At 73.1% G+C, this 15,803-nt stretch carries 13 protein-coding genes, 3 tRNA genes and 1 pseudogene; 9 read left to right on the top strand and 8 right to left on the bottom strand.

Going from position 1 to position 15,803, the window contains the following annotated elements; translation table 11 throughout:
- Window positions 1-196: 196 nt before the first annotated feature.
- Window positions 197-3,211: an AfsR/SARP family transcriptional regulator gene (locus AC07BS_RS23800; protein WP_478934350.1), complete on the top strand. Its 3,015-nt coding sequence runs from the start codon at window positions 197-199 to the stop codon at window positions 3,209-3,211.
- A 43-nt stretch (window positions 3,212-3,254) separates the two neighbouring features.
- Here the strand turns inward: AC07BS_RS23800 and AC07BS_RS23805 are convergent, their stop codons facing one another.
- Window positions 3,255-3,629: an STAS domain-containing protein gene (locus AC07BS_RS23805; protein ID WP_478645442.1), complete on the bottom strand. Its 375-nt coding sequence runs from the start codon at window positions 3,627-3,629 to the stop codon at window positions 3,255-3,257.
- Window positions 3,630-4,180: 551 nt separating this feature from the next.
- Here AC07BS_RS23805 and AC07BS_RS23810 point away from each other — a divergent pair.
- From AC07BS_RS23810 to AC07BS_RS23840, 7 genes and pseudogenes are all read left to right on the top strand, one after another.
- Window positions 4,181-4,345, top strand: a complete 165-nt coding sequence (locus tag AC07BS_RS23810; protein ID WP_478645440.1) for a hypothetical protein — start codon at window positions 4,181-4,183, stop codon at window positions 4,343-4,345.
- 58 nt (window positions 4,346-4,403) lie between these two features.
- Complete coding sequence (locus AC07BS_RS23815; protein ID WP_478645439.1) at window positions 4,404-4,697, top strand: Dabb family protein; 294 nt, start codon at window positions 4,404-4,406, stop codon at window positions 4,695-4,697.
- Between the two features lie 193 nt (window positions 4,698-4,890).
- Window positions 4,891-5,832 (top strand): RNA polymerase sigma factor SigF, encoded by a 942-nt coding sequence (locus tag AC07BS_RS23820; RefSeq protein ID WP_478934353.1) that lies wholly within the window; start codon window positions 4,891-4,893, stop codon window positions 5,830-5,832.
- Window positions 5,833-6,020: 188 nt separating this feature from the next.
- Window positions 6,021-6,854 carry an RNA polymerase sigma factor SigF gene (locus tag AC07BS_RS23825; RefSeq protein ID WP_362077087.1) on the top strand — a complete coding sequence of 278 codons (834 nt, stop codon included), beginning with the start codon at window positions 6,021-6,023 and terminating at the stop codon, window positions 6,852-6,854.
- A 76-nt stretch (window positions 6,855-6,930) separates the two neighbouring features.
- The gene (locus AC07BS_RS23830; protein ID WP_478645433.1) at window positions 6,931-7,680 is read left to right on the top strand and encodes a hypothetical protein; all 750 of its coding nucleotides are present in this window, start codon (window positions 6,931-6,933) and stop codon (window positions 7,678-7,680) included.
- Between the two features lie 170 nt (window positions 7,681-7,850).
- Window positions 7,851-8,300, top strand: a complete 450-nt coding sequence (locus AC07BS_RS23835; protein WP_478934356.1) for a MarR family winged helix-turn-helix transcriptional regulator — start codon at window positions 7,851-7,853, stop codon at window positions 8,298-8,300.
- A gap of 97 nt (window positions 8,301-8,397) precedes the next feature.
- Window positions 8,398-9,963 (top strand): annotated as a pseudogene (locus tag AC07BS_RS23840) (MDR family MFS transporter); the annotation flags it as partial.
- Window positions 9,964-10,262: 299 nt separating this feature from the next.
- On the opposite strand, the gene AC07BS_RS23845 reads toward AC07BS_RS23840, so the two are convergent.
- From AC07BS_RS23845 to AC07BS_RS23875, 7 genes are all read right to left on the bottom strand, one after another.
- A complete protein-coding gene (locus AC07BS_RS23845; protein WP_478645428.1) occupies window positions 10,263-11,024 on the bottom strand; it encodes a TetR/AcrR family transcriptional regulator in 762 nt (253 codons plus the stop codon).
- Window positions 11,025-11,136: 112 nt separating this feature from the next.
- Window positions 11,137-12,663, bottom strand: a complete 1,527-nt coding sequence (locus tag AC07BS_RS23850; RefSeq protein ID WP_478934358.1) for an MFS transporter — start codon at window positions 12,661-12,663, stop codon at window positions 11,137-11,139.
- Window positions 12,664-12,752: 89 nt separating this feature from the next.
- Complete coding sequence (locus tag AC07BS_RS23855; RefSeq protein WP_478934360.1) at window positions 12,753-13,484, bottom strand: response regulator transcription factor; 732 nt, start codon at window positions 13,482-13,484, stop codon at window positions 12,753-12,755.
- Window positions 13,485-13,547: 63 nt separating this feature from the next.
- Window positions 13,548-14,441 (bottom strand): amidohydrolase family protein, encoded by an 894-nt coding sequence (locus tag AC07BS_RS23860; protein ID WP_478934362.1) that lies wholly within the window; start codon window positions 14,439-14,441, stop codon window positions 13,548-13,550.
- Between the two features lie 93 nt (window positions 14,442-14,534).
- Window positions 14,535-14,608, bottom strand: a tRNA-Met gene (locus AC07BS_RS23865).
- Between the two features lie 27 nt (window positions 14,609-14,635).
- Window positions 14,636-14,708, bottom strand: a tRNA-Arg gene (locus AC07BS_RS23870).
- Between the two features lie 222 nt (window positions 14,709-14,930).
- Window positions 14,931-15,021, bottom strand: a tRNA-Ser gene (locus AC07BS_RS23875).
- Window positions 15,022-15,240: 219 nt separating this feature from the next.
- On the opposite strand from AC07BS_RS23875, the gene AC07BS_RS23880 reads away from it, so the two are divergent.
- Entirely contained in the window at window positions 15,241-15,711 is a 471-nt protein-coding gene (locus tag AC07BS_RS23880) for an SSI family serine proteinase inhibitor (RefSeq protein WP_478645418.1), read from the top strand.
- Window positions 15,712-15,803: the final 92 nt, after the last annotated feature.

Here is a 15,803-nt window from a genome sequence, read left to right on the forward strand (position 1 = left end):
CCGCTGCGGTTGCGCTCTTGCCTCTCTTCCTCCCTCCCCCCCCCCCCCCCCCCCCCCCCCCCCCCCCCCCCCCCCCCCCCCCCCCCCCCCCCCCCCCCCCCGGGCCCGTTCGCGCTAGTACTGTGCTAGTCGGACAATTCAGATCAATACCCCCTGATCCTGACTCATTCCGACCACCACGCGAGGAGCCCACGCCGTGCCCGCCGTCGAGGAGACCCAGCGCCTGCGGTTCCACGTGCTCGGCCCCGTGCGCGCCGACCTGGACGGACGACCGCTGCCCCTCGGCTCCCCCGAACAGCGGGCGCTCCTCGCCGTCCTGCTGCTCCGCGCCGGCCGGCCCCTCACCACCACCGAGCTCGTCGGCGCGGTGTGGGGTGACGCCCCGCCCGCGCGCGCCGTGCAGACCCTCCGCGGCTACGTCGCCAGGCTGCGCGCCACCCTCGAACCCGACCGCGCGCCCGGGGAGCGCTCCGGGCTCCTCCTCTCGACCGGCGGCGGTTACGCCGCGCGGGTGGACCCCGGGGCCGTGGACGCCGCCGTCTTCGCCCGCCGCCGGGAGGCCGCCGCCGCGGCCCGGGCGGCCGGCGACCTCAACGGGGCGCACGAGCAGCTGACCGCGGCGCTCGCCCTGTGGGAGGGCGCCCCGCTCGCCGCGCTGCCCGGCCCGTACGCCGAACGCGAGCGCGCACGCCTTGCCGACCTGCGCATCGAGACCCAGGAGGACCTCTTCGCCTGCGCCTTCGCGCTGGGGCGCGACGAGGGCGCCGTCACCGCGCTGCGCACCCTGGCCGCCGAACACCCCCTGCGCGAACGCACCCACGCCCTGCTCATGCACGCCCTCCACCGCGCCGGACGGCAGGCCGAGGCCCTCGCCGTGTTCACCGGCGCCCGGCGCGCGCTCGAACGCGAACGGGGCCACGACCCCGGTCCCGAACTCAGCCGGATGCACGAACAGGTCCTTGCCCGCGACCCCGCCCTCACCACCCCCGCCGCACCCTCCCCGGCGGCCGCCCCCGAACCCCCCGCCGCACCCGCCCCCCAGGCCTGGGAGAACACCGACGGCACAGGAGAAAACCCCATGGCCCGACGCGAGGAACTCCTCGCCACCCTCCGGGACGCCCTCACCCCCGCCCCCGGACGGCCCGCCCCCGCCGTCACCCTCACCGGCCCCGCCGGCACCGGCAAGACCGCGCTCGCCCTCCACGCCGCCCACGCCGTCCGCGCCCACTACCCCGACGGCCTGATCGTCCTCGGCCTGCGCGGCGGCGACCCCGCGCCCCTCGGCACCGACGCCGCCCTCGACGGGCTCCTCCACGCGCTCGGCGTCACCGACGGCGCCCTTCCCGAGGGAACCGCCCGGCGCACCGCGCTCTACCGCTCCCTGCTCGCCGAACGCCGCGCGCTGCTCCTCCTCGACGACGCCGCCGGCCCGGAGCAACTGCCGCCGCTGCTCCCCGGCGCTCCCGGCTGCGCGGTCCTCGTCACCAGCCGCGCCCCGGACGCGGACACCGGGATGCCGGGCGGACAGCGCGTCGAGGTGACCGCGCCGGAGGAGAAGGAGGCGCTGGCGATGCTCGCCGCGACCGCCGGCGACCCCGGCCAGGACGCCGCCGGGGCCGCCCGCACCGTGGTGGCCGCCTGCGGCACGCTGCCGCTCGCCCTGCGCGTCGCGGGCGCCCGGCTCACCGCCCCGCCCTTCTGGACCCCCGCCGACCTCGCCGCCCGGCTGCGCGACGAACGCGACCGGCTGGAGGGGCTCCACTCCGGCGACGCCCACCCGGGCGACCTCGCCACCGAGGCCGCCTTCCGCGTCGCCTACGACGCCCTCGACCCCGAACCCGCCCGCGCCTTCCGGCTCCTGGCCCTCCCCGACGTCCCCGGCCTGGCGCCCGACGAGGCCGCCGCGGTCCTCGACCTCCTCGACGTCCCCGACGACGACCCGGCCGGACCGGCGGCCGCACTGACCGCGCTCACCACCGCCGGCCTGCTGGAACCGGCGGGCCCCGGCCGCCACCGCCTCCCCGGCCCGCTCCGCGCCTTCGCCCGGCGGCAGGGCGAGCGCACCGACAGCCCGCCCGTACGCGACGCGGCGCTGCTCCGGCTGCTCGACCACCACCTCGCCACCGCCGTCACCGCGCTCCGGCGCGTACGCCCCGACAGCCCCGTGCCGCGCCGCCTGCGCCACCGCCTCACCACCACCGGGCGCCCCCTGCCCGACGCGGCGGCGGCGCGCTCCTGGCTGCACGAGGCCCACCCGCACCTGCTCGCGCTCACCGCACAGGTCCTCGGCCTCGACATCCCCGAGGCGGCGCGCCCGGCCACCGACCTGCTCACCGTCTGGGACCGGCTGACGACGGGCACCGCCCGGCAGCGCGACCTCCACGAGCCGGCGCGCCGCGCGCTCGAACACGCCCACCGGGCCGGCGACGAAGCGAGCGCCGCGCGCGCCCTGCGCGTCCTGGCCGCGCCCGGCTTCGGCCCCGACACCTACGAGCGGTCCGAACGCGACCTGCGGGCCTGCCTGCGGCTGGCCGAGACGGCCGGCGACCCGCTCACGCTCACCCTCGCCTCCGCCGAACTCGGCGTGGTCCTGCTGGCCCTGGGCCGGCCCGGCGACGCGCTGCCCCCGCTCCTCCTGGCGGAGGAACACCTGCGCGAGGAGGGCGCCACGACCGACGCGCTGGAAGCGCGCGCCCACGCGGCACGCGCGTACATCGGACTGGGCCGGGCCGAGGAGGCGCTGGCGGCGGCCGCCGGGGCGACCGAGGAGGCCCGCGCCGAGGAGCACGCCGCGGCACTGCCCCGCGTCCTGGCCGAGGCGGCGCGCACCCTGCTGGCGGCGGACCGCGCGGCGACGGCCACCGACCGGCTGCGCGAGGCCCTGCGCCTGGAGACCGACCCCCGCCGGACGGCCCTGCTGTGGGCGCACCTGGCGCGGTGCCGGCTGGACCAGCGCCAGCACCGCGAGGCCGTGACCGCGGCCGACCGGGCCCTGGAGGCGGAGGCCGGGCTCGGCGACCCGTACTGCCGGGGCCTGGCGCTGGCCGCGCGCGGCCGCGCCCTGCCGGCCCTCGGCGAACCGCGCCTCGCGCTGGGCTGCCTGGAGGAGGCCCACGACGTGCTGTCCCGGCGCGGCGCGGCCGAGGCGGAGGCCGTACGGGCCCTGCTGGACGAGGAGTTCCCGGACCGGCCCGGGGCCCGGCGCTCCTGACGGGCCGTGAGCGGAGGCCGCGACCGCGCTCCGGGCCCGGCGGTCAGGCCGGCACGCTGCCCACCGCCGCCGGCGGGAACGCGTCGATCCAGGTGAACGCCGGTTCGACGCCCGCGATCCGGATGACCTTCGAGGTCATCGCCCCGCCGCGCACGATCCGCAGCCGCGCCCCGCCCAGGGCGGCCCGGCCGCGGGCGCGCAGCAGCAGCCGTACCCCGCTGGCGTCGAAGAAGGTCACTCCGCGCAGGTCGATGACGAGATCCCCCCGGCACCGCCCCGCCAGTGTCTCGATCCGTGGCCCCAGCGTGTGTTCCGCCAAGATGTCGATCTCGCCGATCAGTTCGACGACCACGGCGCCCCCGGCCACGCGCTCCCGCATGGTGAAGGCGAGCTCGTACACGCCCATGGCGAACCTCACCGCCCTCCCTCATCGGGCATATCGTGTGCCTTTCTGGTGCCCCGGCGGGGGTCCGATATCACCTCCGACACGCACCCGTGATGACACGAAAAGCCCCGGCCCCGGACCTGTGCGCGTTGGTCCGGAGCCGGGGCTTCCGGCTTGCGCAGGACGGGGGAGGCGGCATCGGGGGGACAACCGCCTCCCCCGGCGAGGACACGGACTCAAGTCCGGGCCGCGGTCGGGGGGAAGCACGGCCCGGACCCCGCAGTGAGGTTCCGTATCCCGGGCCCGCGGGATTCCTGCCAGATCCGCGGGCACATCCCCATCCTCCGCCCCGGCGCCGGCGCCGCGGACCGGCGAACGACCCCCATCACAGGGCCGAAGGTCCTTAAAGTCCGCGTGAAGGGTGTGAAGAGTTCCACACGCTGTTCCACACGCCGTTCCGCACGCTGTTCCGCATGCCGTCGTCCAGGCGACGCGCCCACGCCTTTCGGACATCCATCCGTTCGTACGCATGCACGGATAGACTCTCGCGATCGCGCACGGGACAGCAGGGGAGGCAGCGCGTCATGGTGCAGACGAAGAAGGTGGCGCTCTGGGCGGTCGGCATCTTCGTGGCCTACACGATCATCCACTCCCCCGCCCGGGCGGCCGAGCTGGTGCAGATAGGGTTCGAAGGGATCTCGGACGCCGCCAAGAACATCGGCGAGTTCATGACCCAGCTGATCAGCTGACGGACCGGACCCGCCGGCCCCGCGGCGGGTCGGCGCGACGAAGCGAAGAGGGCAGCCTGTGATCCGCCACCTCGTCCTGTTCAAGCTCAACGAGGGCGTCGACCGCGACGACCCGCGCGTCGCCGCCGGCGTGCGCGCGTTCGAGGCGCTCGGCGACCAGATCCCCGAGCTGCGCGCCTGGGAGTGCGGCTGGAACATCTCCGACCGGCCGATCGCCTACGACTACGCCATCAACTCCGCCGTCGAGGACACCGACGCGCTGCAGCGCTACCTCGACCACCCGGACCACCAGGCGGGCGTCGCCCAGTGGCGCGAATTCGCCACCTGGGTGATCGCCGACTACCCGTTCTGACGCGCCGCCGGGGAACCCGGCGACCACCTCCCGCCCGGCGCCGTACGGCCCGGTGGAACCGCCCCTCACCCTCGCGGTGGGGGGTTCCTTTTTACGTCAACACGGCGTTATACGGTGCTTGCACACAGTGCACATGTCTTGTGATGCTATGACCGCTTTTGCCGGATGAGTTGACCGAAAAGGGGTGGTGACCGTGCCGGCCCGTACAGCGCCCGAAGCCCCCCTCCGGAGCGACGACCCGACCGCCGTCCCGGCGTCCGTCCCGACCGCCGGGTCGTCGTCCGGCCCGGCCGACGAGCCCCGCCGGGCCGACGACGCCGAGGACCCCGGAGCCGGGGACCTCGCCGAGGCCGCCGCGCGCGCCCGGGAGAACCGGGGAGCCGACGCCCGGGCCCTGACCCAGGTGCTCTTCAAGGAGTTCGCCGCGCTCGAACCGGGCACGCCCGAGCACGCCCGCGTGCGCGCCGCCCTGATCGAAGCCAACCTTCCCCTCGTGCGGTACGCCGCGGCGCGTTTTCGCAGCCGCAACGAGCCGATGGAGGACGTGGTCCAGGTCGGCACCATCGGCCTCATCAACGCCATCGACCGCTTCGACCCCGACCGGGGCGTGCAGTTCCCCACCTTCGCCATGCCGACGGTCGTCGGGGAGATCAAGCGCTACTTCCGCGACAACGTCCGCACCGTGCACGTCCCGCGCCGCCTCCACGAGCTGTGGGTGCAGGTCAACGGCGCGACCGAGGACCTGACCGTGCTCCACGGCCGGTCCCCGACCACCGCCGAGATCGCCGACCGGCTGAAGATCGCCGAGGAGGAGGTGCTGGCCTGCATCGAGGCCGGCCGCTCCTACCACGCCACCTCGCTGGAGGCCGCCCAGGAGGGCGACGGCCTGCCCGGACTCCTGGACCGGCTGGGCTACGAGGACCCCGCGCTGGCGGGCGTCGAGCACCGTGACCTCGTACGCCATCTGCTCGTACAGCTGCCGGAGCGCGAACAGCGCATCCTGTTGCTGCGCTACTACAGCAATCTGACGCAGTCGCAGATCAGCGCGGAGCTGGGGGTGTCGCAGATGCATGTGTCCCGGCTACTCTCACGGAGCTTCGCCCGGCTGCGCTCCGCAAATCGAATCGACGCCTAACTCCTGCGGGTGACCCCTCCCCCACTGCCATGGGGAAGATAAGTCGACTTGACGCTACAGCGTGTTGCCGACATGTGACATTCTGCTGGAACTGCGTTTGCCACAGCGCAGCCTCCGGTATTCAGGTGGAGGCTGAACCCCCGCACGAGGGGGTTGCTGTGACCCGTCCGCGACCTCAAGGGGGTGGCATGTCCGTAGACCTGGGCAGCGCGAAGGTGCTCGCCAACGACGCACCGCACGCCGTGCTCGACGACTGCGAAGCCATCGACACCCGCACCCTCTCCCGCTCCCTCTTCCTGCGGCTGGCCACGCTCGAGCGGGACAGCGCCGAGCGTACGTACGTCCGCGACACCCTCATCGAGCTCAACCTCCCCCTCGTGCGCTACGCCGCGGCCCGCTTCCGCAGCCGCAACGAACCCATGGAGGACATCGTCCAGGTCGGCACCATCGGCCTGATCAAGGCGATCGACCGGTTCGACTGCGAACGCGGGGTCGAATTCCCGACGTTCGCCATGCCGACCGTCGTGGGCGAGATCAAACGCTTCTTCCGGGACACCAGCTGGTCCGTGCGGGTGCCGCGCCGGCTGCAGGAGCTGCGGCTGGCCCTCACCAAGGCCAGCGACGAGCTCGCCCAGAAGCTCGACCGCTCGCCGACCGTCCCGGAACTGGCCGTGTGCCTGGGCGTGTCCGAGGAGGACGTGGTCGACGGCCTCGCGGTCGGCAACGCCTACACCGCCAGCTCCCTGGACTCCCCCTCCCCCGAGGACGACGGCGGCGAGGGCTCGCTGGCCGACCGCCTGGGCTACGAGGACACGGCCCTGGAGGGCGTGGAGTACCGCGAGTCGCTCAAGCCCCTGCTGGCCAAGCTGCCGCCGCGCGAACGGCAGATCATCATGCTGCGCTTCTTCGCCAACATGACCCAGTCCCAGATCGGCGAGGAGGTCGGGATCTCCCAGATGCACGTCTCCCGGCTGCTCACGCGCACGCTGGCACAGCTGCGCGAGGGGCTCATCGCCGACTGACCGGCGACCGGCCCACCGGCCGCCCCATCGGCCCGGAACCCTGTACACCTGACGGACCGTCAGCAACACTGGGCCGATGCGACGGACGAGGCACGCCCCCGCCACGGCGCTCTGCGCTCTCCTCCTGAGCGCGTCGCTGACGGGGTGCGGCGGCGGCGGACGCGACGGCCACGTCGCCACGGAAGCCGCCGGACGCGGTGCGTCCGGGCCAGGGCCGGTACCGCCCCGGGGCGGCGTACGGCTCGTACCGCTGGAGGGCCCGCACGGCACCCCCTCCCCCTCACCTTCCACATCCCCCACCCCCTCCGCCCCACCGGGGAACACCGCGACGCCGCACAGCGCGCGCACCCCCCGGCCCGCCCCCGCCACGAGCGCGGGCGCGGCCGGCCCGAGCGGCGGCGGCGACACCCCGCGCCCGCCGCGCCCCTCACCCCTCCCGCCGCGGCCGCCCTCCCGTACGCTCGCGCCCGAACCCCCGGCCCCCGCGCCGGAACCGCCGACCCCCGCGCCGCGGCCCCCGGCCTCCGTACTGGAGGTGAGCGCCCCGCGCCACGAGGCCGCCGACGACCGCTGGTGCGAACGCGTCGCCCTCACCTTCACCAACGCCGGCCGCTCCCCCGTGACCGCGGGCACCGTCACCTTGGGCACCCATGTCGTCGGCGCGTGGGGCACCAGCTGGTGGGCGTTCACCTCCACCCACCCCCTCCCCACCCCGATCGCCCCGGGGCGCAGCGCGGACGCCGCTTGGACGGTGTGCACCGACGCCTGGCGCGTGCCGCCGGGGCTGCGGCTGGAGACGCGCGACGTCTCCACGGACTGGCGCTGAGGCGACCCCGGCCCGCCTCGACCGGCCCTGACCTGCCGTTTTACGGGCCGCCGGGCATCCCTTGGGGATTCCTTGACCTGATTTGTACGATTTTCATTTGCCTTCAGCAACCAATCGTCTCTATGGTTGCCCTAAGCAACCTACGTCCGGAGTCGAGGAGAGCCGAGGCCGTGGCGGCACAGGAACAGTACGAAGAACTGGCCAAACAGCTCAGCGCCATCGGGGCGGTCAAGCGCGGCCTGAGTCGCGCCCTGCCCCACGACTGCCCGCCCGCCACCGCCATGCTCCTCGCCCTGCTCAAGCAGCACGGCGACATGCGGATGAGCCGGCTCGGCGAACTGATGGGCATCGACGCCTCGGTCACCAGCCGGCACGTCGCCCACGCCACCGACCGCGGCTGGATCGACCGGCAGCCCGACCCGCTGGACAAGCGGTCGCGGCGGCTGAGCCTGACCCCCGGCGGCACCGAGATGCTGCTCCGGGTGGGCGAGCGCTACACCGACGCGCTCGCCCACTGCCTGCGGGACTGGTCCGACGACGACGTCGGCCGGCTCATCGACCTGATGAAGCGACTCCGCGACAGCTTCGGCGAGTGCCGGATCCCCCGTACATCATCCTGAAATCCCCCACCAGAAAAGGAAGTCCATGGCCAAGTCCGCATCCGCGGGTGTGCGGGGCGCCGCCGAGGCCGACGCCGGGGCGCCCTCCGGCGCGCCCATGACGCACCGTCAGATCATGGAGGCGCTGTCCGGCCTGCTGCTGGGCATGTTCGTGGCGATCCTGTCGTCCACGATCGTCTCCAACGCCCTGCCGGAGATCATCCACGACCTCAACGGCAGCCAGTCCTCCTACACCTGGGTGGTCACCGCATCGCTGCTCGCGATGACCGCCTCCACCCCGCTGTGGGGCAAGCTCTCCGACCTCTTCAGCAAGAAGCTGCTGGTCCAGCTGGCCCTGGTGGTCTACGTGGCCGGCTCGGTCGTCGCCGGCCTGTCCCAGAACACCGGCATGCTCATCGCCTGCCGCGTCGTCCAGGGCATAGGTGTGGGCGGTCTCTCCGCCCTCGCCCAGATCATCATGGCCGCCATGATCTCTCCGCGGGAGCGCGGCCGTTACAGCGGCTACCTCGGCGCGACCTTCGCCGTCGCCACCGTCGGCGGCCCGCTGCTCGGCGGCGTCATCACCGACACCGACTGGCTCGGCTGGCGCTGGTGCTTCTACGTCGGCGTGCCGTTCGCGATCATCGCGCTGTTCGTGCTCCAGAAGACCCTCAAGCTGCCGGTCGTCAAGCGCAAGGTGAAGGTCGACTGGCTCGGCGCCTTCTTCATCACCGCCTCGGTCACCCTGCTGCTCATCTGGGTCACCCGGGCCGGCAAGGGCAAGGACTACGACTGGCTGTCCTGGCAGACCGCGGTCATGGTCGGCGGTTCCGTCCTCCTCGGCGTGCTGTTCGTCCTCACCGAGGCCCGCGCCGCCGAACCGATCATCCCGCTGCGGCTGTTCCGCAACAAGACGATCGCCCTCTCCTCCCTCGCCAGCCTCTTCGTCGGCGTGGCGATGTTCGCGGGCACCGTCTTCTTCTCCCAGTACTTCCAGCTGGCGCGCGGCGAGTCGCCGACCATGTCCGGTGTGCTGACCATCCCGATGATCGGTGGCCTCTTCATCTCCTCCACCGTCTCCGGTCAGATCATCACCAAGACCGGCCGCTGGAAGGCCTGGCTGCTCAGCGGCGGCATCCTGCTCACCGCCGGTCTCGGCCTGCTGGGCACCATGCGCTACGACACCGCGTACTGGCAGCTGGCCGTCTACATGGCGCTCACCGGTCTCGGCATCGGCATGATGATGCAGAACCTGGTGCTCGCCGCGCAGAACCAGGTCGAGCCCAAGGACCTCGGCGCCGCCAGCTCCGTCGTCACCTTCTTCCGCTCCCTCGGCGGCGCGGTGGGCGTCTCCGCGCTCGGCGCCGTCCTGGCCACCCGGGTCCCGGACTACGTCAAGGACGGCATCACGGCCCTCGGGCCGAAGGCCGCCGCCGCGATGGGCCACGGCACGGCCGGGGGCGGCATCCCCGACCTCGACGCCATGCCGGCGCCGATCCGGACCGTCGTCGAGAGCGCGTACGGCCACGGTGTGGGCGACGTCTTCCTCTACGCGGCCCCGTGCGCGCTGATCGCGTTCATCGTGACGCTCTTCATCAAGGAGGTCGCGCTGAAGTCGAGCGAGGCCCCGAAGACGGCGGCGACGCCGTCGAAGGAGACGGAGGGCGAGCCGGCCGCGCAGGCCGGCTGACCCCGACGAAAGCTCCGGCGGGCGGGTCATGCACCTCCCGCCCGCCGGTTAGCCCGTGAACCGGAACGGCATGAACGGTTCCCGGGCCCATGGCCCCGGCGACGGGCCCGCACACCACACGGCAGGGGACGGCCGGTCGTGCGGGCCCGTGGCCGGGGCGCTTCGTCTTGCAGGAGCGCTTCGCCTTACAGGGGCGCCTCGCCTTACAAGGGCGCCTCGCCTTACAAGGGCGCCTCGCCTTACAAGGGCGCCTCGCCTTACAGGGGCGCTTCCGTCTTTTACGGGCAGGGCCCTCAGGTCGATTCCGGGGCGCGGTTCCGCATCGCCTCGACGCCGGCGATCAGCACGTCCAGCGCGTAGGCGAAGTCCCGTTCACGCATGACGGCGACGGAGTCCGCGCTACGGGCCTCCAACAGCTCGGCGGCCTCCTTGTGGACGTCCGAGAACTCGGGCCGCTCGGTGATGACGCCCATGACCTGCTTGAGGTACTCGTCCTCGGACAGACCGGCCTGGCGGCAGCGCTCCTGGTAGAGCGCCTCGACCGTCGCGAAGCCGTAGACGAACTGGAAGACGGCGTTGAGCGCCCCGGACGCGTCCACCCCGATGCGCCGCATCAGGTGCAGCGCGGCCTCGGAGAAGGCCATCGCCTTCGGACCGACGTTGAGGTACCGGCCCACGAGCTGGGCGACCCAGGGGTGGGTGGTGAGCATCGTGCGGTACTCCGCGGCCAGCGCCCGCACCTGGTCGCGCCAGTCGGCGTCCTCGTCCGGGATCCGCATGTCGCCGGACGCCTGGTCCAGGGCCAGCTCCAGCAGGTCGTCCTTGTTGTCGACGTACCAGTAGACCGACATGGCGGTCACGCCGAGCTCGGCGGCGAGGCGGCGCATCGAGAAATTCGCCAGCCCCTCGGCGTCGAGCATCCGCACGGTGGTGGCCACGATCCGGTCCCGGTCGAGGCTCCCCCCGCCGCCCGGCTCCGCCGCCTTGCGCTTCGGGGCCCTGGCCCCGCCCTCCTGGGCCAGCCACACACTGGTCGTCCGCGGGGTGCTCGCCACGTGACTTCTCGCTTTCCGCTGTCTGCGTACGTATCCGATGCTATGCGGGGCCACCGGTACGACGGTGGCCCCGCTGGTTCCGCTGTTTCCCTACGGCTGTTCCCCTACGGCGTCAGGCCTTGTCGGCCCGCTCGGCACGCCACAGCAGCACCGCGGCCAGCACGCCACCGGCCAGCACCGCGCAGGCACCCACCAGCTGGCTCGCCTGCACACCGGAGGCGAACGCGTCCGAGATCTTCTCCCGGTCCGCGGCCGACCCCGCGCGGCCCAGCGCCTCCGGCAGGGAGCCCGCGCCCGCCGCCACGGTGGGGAGCAGCGCGGTGAAGCGGGAGTTCAGGACGGCGCCCAGCACCGCCACGCCCAGGCCGTTGCCGCACTCCGTCAGCGTGCCGTTGACGCCGGCGCCGATGCCGGCCTTCTCCGGCGGGATGGCGGACATGACGGCGTTGGCCATGGCCGGCATGTTGATGGCGATGCCGATGCCCATGAGGATCAGGCCGAGCAGCACCCCGCCGTAGCCGTGCGCGCCGAGGGTGGCGATGGTCGCCAGTCCGGCGGCCAGCAGGCCCATGCCGCCCGCGATGGCGGCCGGGGTGCCGATCCTCGGCAGCAGCCGGGCGCCGACGCCGGTGAAGTTGAGGACGACGATGCACAGGGCCAGCGGCGTCATGCGCAGGCCGGTCTCCAGCGGGTCGTAGTGGAGCACGAGCTGGAGGTGCTGGCCGAGCAGGAAGAACGAGCCGCCCATGCCGAAGGCGACGAGGATGCCGCCCGAGACCGCGCCGACGAAGCGGCTGTTGCGGAAGAAGTGCATGTCGAGCATCGGGTAGGGGCAGCGCACCTCCCACAGGGCGAAGAGGGCGAGCGTGACGACGCCGACGGCGGCGGAGGTGACCACGCGGCCGGAGGTCCAGCCGTGCCCGGGGCCGGAGATGATCGCGAAGACGATGCCGGTCATGCCGATGGTGGAGAGGAGGGCGCCGAGCAGGTCGGGCCGGTCGCCGGAGGGGTTCTTCGACTCCGGGACCCACTTCAGCACGGCCAGCAGACCGAGGACGGCGACGGGCAGGTTGATCAGGAAGATCGAGCCCCACCAGAAGTGGTTGAGCAGGGCGCCACCGACGATCGGACCGCCGGCGAAGCCGAGCGCGCCCACCGCTCCCCACAGGCCGATGGCCTTGGGGCGCTCGTCCTCGTCGAAGACCTGGACGACGACGGCCAGGGTGGTCGTCATCAGGAGCGCGCCGCCTATGCCCATGCCGGCGCGGGCGGCGATGAGCTGCCCGGTGGTCCCGGAGAGGGCGGCCCCCAGGGAGCCGAGGCCGAAGAGGGCGAGGCCCAGGGCGAGGAGCTTCTTGCGCCCGTAGCGGTCGGCGGCGCTGCCGGCCGTGAGCAGCAGGCCGGCCTGGACCAGCGAGTAGGCGTTGATCATCCACTGGATGTCGGAGGTCGCGGCGCCCAGGTCCTCGGTGAGGGAGGGGATCGCGACGGTGAGGACGGTGTTGTCCAGCAGGACGGTGAGCTGGGCCAGGCAGATGACGGCCAGGACGATCCAGCGCGTGGGGTTCCGCTGGACGTCGCCGACCCCGCCGGGGCCCGCGGCGGCGGGTGTCGGTGATGCGGTGGTCGGCGATGCCATGGGGTCCCCCTTGTACGGTGTACGTCTGATGTCTTGGACACCGTACAAGAGAACTTCTACGCCGTACAAGGCGGTTTTCCATTCCTCCCCTATCTGCCGAGATCCACTGGTTTGATCAGATATCCGGCCCCTCGCCGGGTATGGATCATCGGCGGCCGTCCGGCGTCGACCTTGCGGCGGAGGTAGGAGACGTAGAGCTCCACGACGTTGACCCGGCCGCCGAATTCGTACGACCAGACCCGGTCGAGGATCAGCGGCTTGCTGAGCACCCGCCCGGGGTTGCGCATCAGGAAGCGCAGCAGCTCGAACTCGCGGGCGGTCAGGCGGATGTCCTCGCCGCCGCGGGAGACCTCGCGGCTGTCCTCGTCGAGGACGAGGTCGCCGACGGTCAGGACCGAACCGGCGCGCGGCCCGGCGGCCCGCGACCGTCGCAGCAGCCCGCGCAGCCGGGCGACGACCTCCTCGACGCCGAACGGCTTGGCCACGCAGTCGTCCCCGCCGGCGACGAGCCCGGCCACCCGGTCCACGCCGGTGAGGAAGAGCACCGGCACCCCGGGCAGTGCCTGCCGCAGCCGGCCGGCCGCGTCGGCACCGGAGGCGCCGGGCGCGTCCAGGACGACGACGTCCGGCCGGAAGTCCGGGGCGGCGCCCACCGCTTCGGTGACGTCGGCGGCCGACCGTACGTCCCAGCCCTCGTAGCGCAGGGCGAGGGAGAGCAGATCGGTCAGCGCGGCCTCGTCACCGACGACCAGGACGTGTACGGCCGACGACGGCGTGGCGGGCGGCAGCGGGGCGGCCCCGTGGAGCTCGGCGATGGTCATGCCCGAGATGGTGGGCGGGGCGCGTGAGAGTGCCCTTGCGGCTCCCTGTGAAACGTCTGAGAATCAGGCCGGTTCGGACGCCCCGGCTCGGAGACCGAAGAGCCGCGCCGCGTTGTCGTGGCACACGCCCCGCAGCCAGTCGTCGTCCTGGCCCAGCCGCGTCAGCGCCTCCAGCGCGTGGCCGTAGCCGTACGGGATGTTCGGGAAGTCGCTGCCGAAGAGGACGCGGTCCCCCAGCGCCGCCAGGCGCCCGCGCTCCCCCGGCGGGAACGGCGCGATCCGCTCGGAGAAGTCCGTGAACGCCATGGTCGTGTCCAGGTGCACGCCCGGATACCGCTCGGCCAGGTCCAGGAAGTCGGTGTACTCCGGCATCCCCATGTGGGCGATCACCAGCCGCAGCCGGGGGTGGCGGGCGAGCACCCCGGCCACCGGGCCGGGCCCGGTGTGCTTCCCCGGCACCGGCCCCGAACCGCAGTGGATCACGACCGGCGTCCCGGCGTCCGCCAGCGCCGCCCACACCCCGTCCAGCAGCGGGTCCTGCGGGTCGTACGCGCCCACCTGGACGTGCGCCTTGAAGATCCGCGCCCCGGCGTCCAGCGCCCGGCGCACATAGCCCGCCGCCTCCGGCTCGGGGAAGAACGTCGCGGTGTGGAGGCAGTCGGGCGTACGGGCGGCGAAGTCCGCCGCCCAGCCGTTGAGCCAGGCGGCCATGCCGGGCTTGTGGGGGTAGATCATCGAGGTGAAGGCCCGCACCCCGAAGCCGCGCAGCAGGGCGACCCGCTCCAGCTCCGCGTGCCGGTAGGTGATCGGCCAGGGCCGGCCGATCAGCGGCCCGGCGGCGTCGAAGTACGCCCAGACCTTGTCCAGCACCCGGCCGGGCATGAAGTGCGTGTGGACGTCGATCAGCCCCGGCAGGCCCAGGGCCCGCTGGAACGGTATGACCCCGTCGTCGTCCACGCGCCCGCCCCTTTTCCCCGCCGGGGACGCGCCCCGGAGACATCCGGATACGCCACAGGCCCGGTACCTGGGGTACCGGGCCTGTGGTCTTAGTAGCGGGGACAGGATTTGAACCTGCGACCTCTGGGTTATGAGCCCAGCGAGCTACCGAGCTGCTCCACCCCGCGACGGTCGAGAGTCGAAACTCTCGGCTGTGCGCTCGGCAGGATTCGAACCTGCAACCTCTTGATCCGTAGTCAAGTGCTCTATCCGTTAAGCTACGAGCGCTCGGCTTCCCGGCTCTTTCGTGCCGGTCGGCGTTGCGGGAACAACATTACATGAACCTCGCCGTCAGACGAAATCCATTGCCGTCACCCACTCTGACCTGCGGAAACGCCATTTCGGCGGGATCGTCGGCGACTTCCGGGGACCGCCGGACGATCCCTGGGCCGCACCGAGGCCGAACATGCGAAAGCCCCGGCCGTCACAAGGACGACCGGGGCTCGGCTGCGGAGGCGGAGGGATTTGAACCCTCGATGGGCTTTAAGGCCCAAACCGCATTAGCAGTGCGGCGCCATAGACCGGACTAGGCGACGCCTCCAGCACACCCGCGCGAAGCGCGAGTGTCGCGTGCAGATGATGACACAGTCTCGCGGCTGCTCACCAATCGCACCCTACGGTACCGGGCTTTGGGTGCCCTGGGCAAAGGCCTTCCCGGCGCGCAACGCGGGGCGCTCCGGAGCGTTAGTTCGGACGAGGGGCTCCGCCGTGCTTCCGGCCGCGCCCCGAGCCCTGTCGCCGCACCCCCGGGAGTCCCCGTATGTCGCTCCGCCGCCTCGCGCTCGCCGCAGCGCTGGCCCCGCTCCTCGCCGCGCCCGCCGCCCTCGCCGCCCCGCTGCCGCTGGGCGGCGAGGAGGGACTGTCCCGGGCCGCCGACCACCTCACGATCACCGTCACGGACTCCGGCGACCGGGACGGCACCCACGAGCTGTACTGCCACCCGGCCGGCGGCACCCACCCCCGCGCCCTGGAGGCGTGTGACCAGCTCGACAAGGAGACGCGCTTCGGCCGGGACCTCTTCGCGCCCGTACCGAAGGACGCGAACTGCACCCAGCTCTACGGTGGCCCGGAGCGCGCCCGGGTGACCGGCACCTGGGCCGGGCGACCGGTCGACGCCCGCTTCAGCAGGACGAACGGCTGCGAGACGGCCCGCTGGAACCGCTTCTCCACTCTGTTCGGACAGTCGAAGGGCTTGCCGAAGAAAACCTCCCCGGTGGGTGGTAGGAGCTGACCGGAAGGTCGCCACGAAGGGGGACACGAGGGGCATGTCCGGCCTGCCCGAGACGCCCTGGAGAGGCCCCGCGAGGGGCGTCGCCACACCTC

It is taken from the genome of Streptomyces sp. NPDC044063 (genome assembly GCF_056434285.1).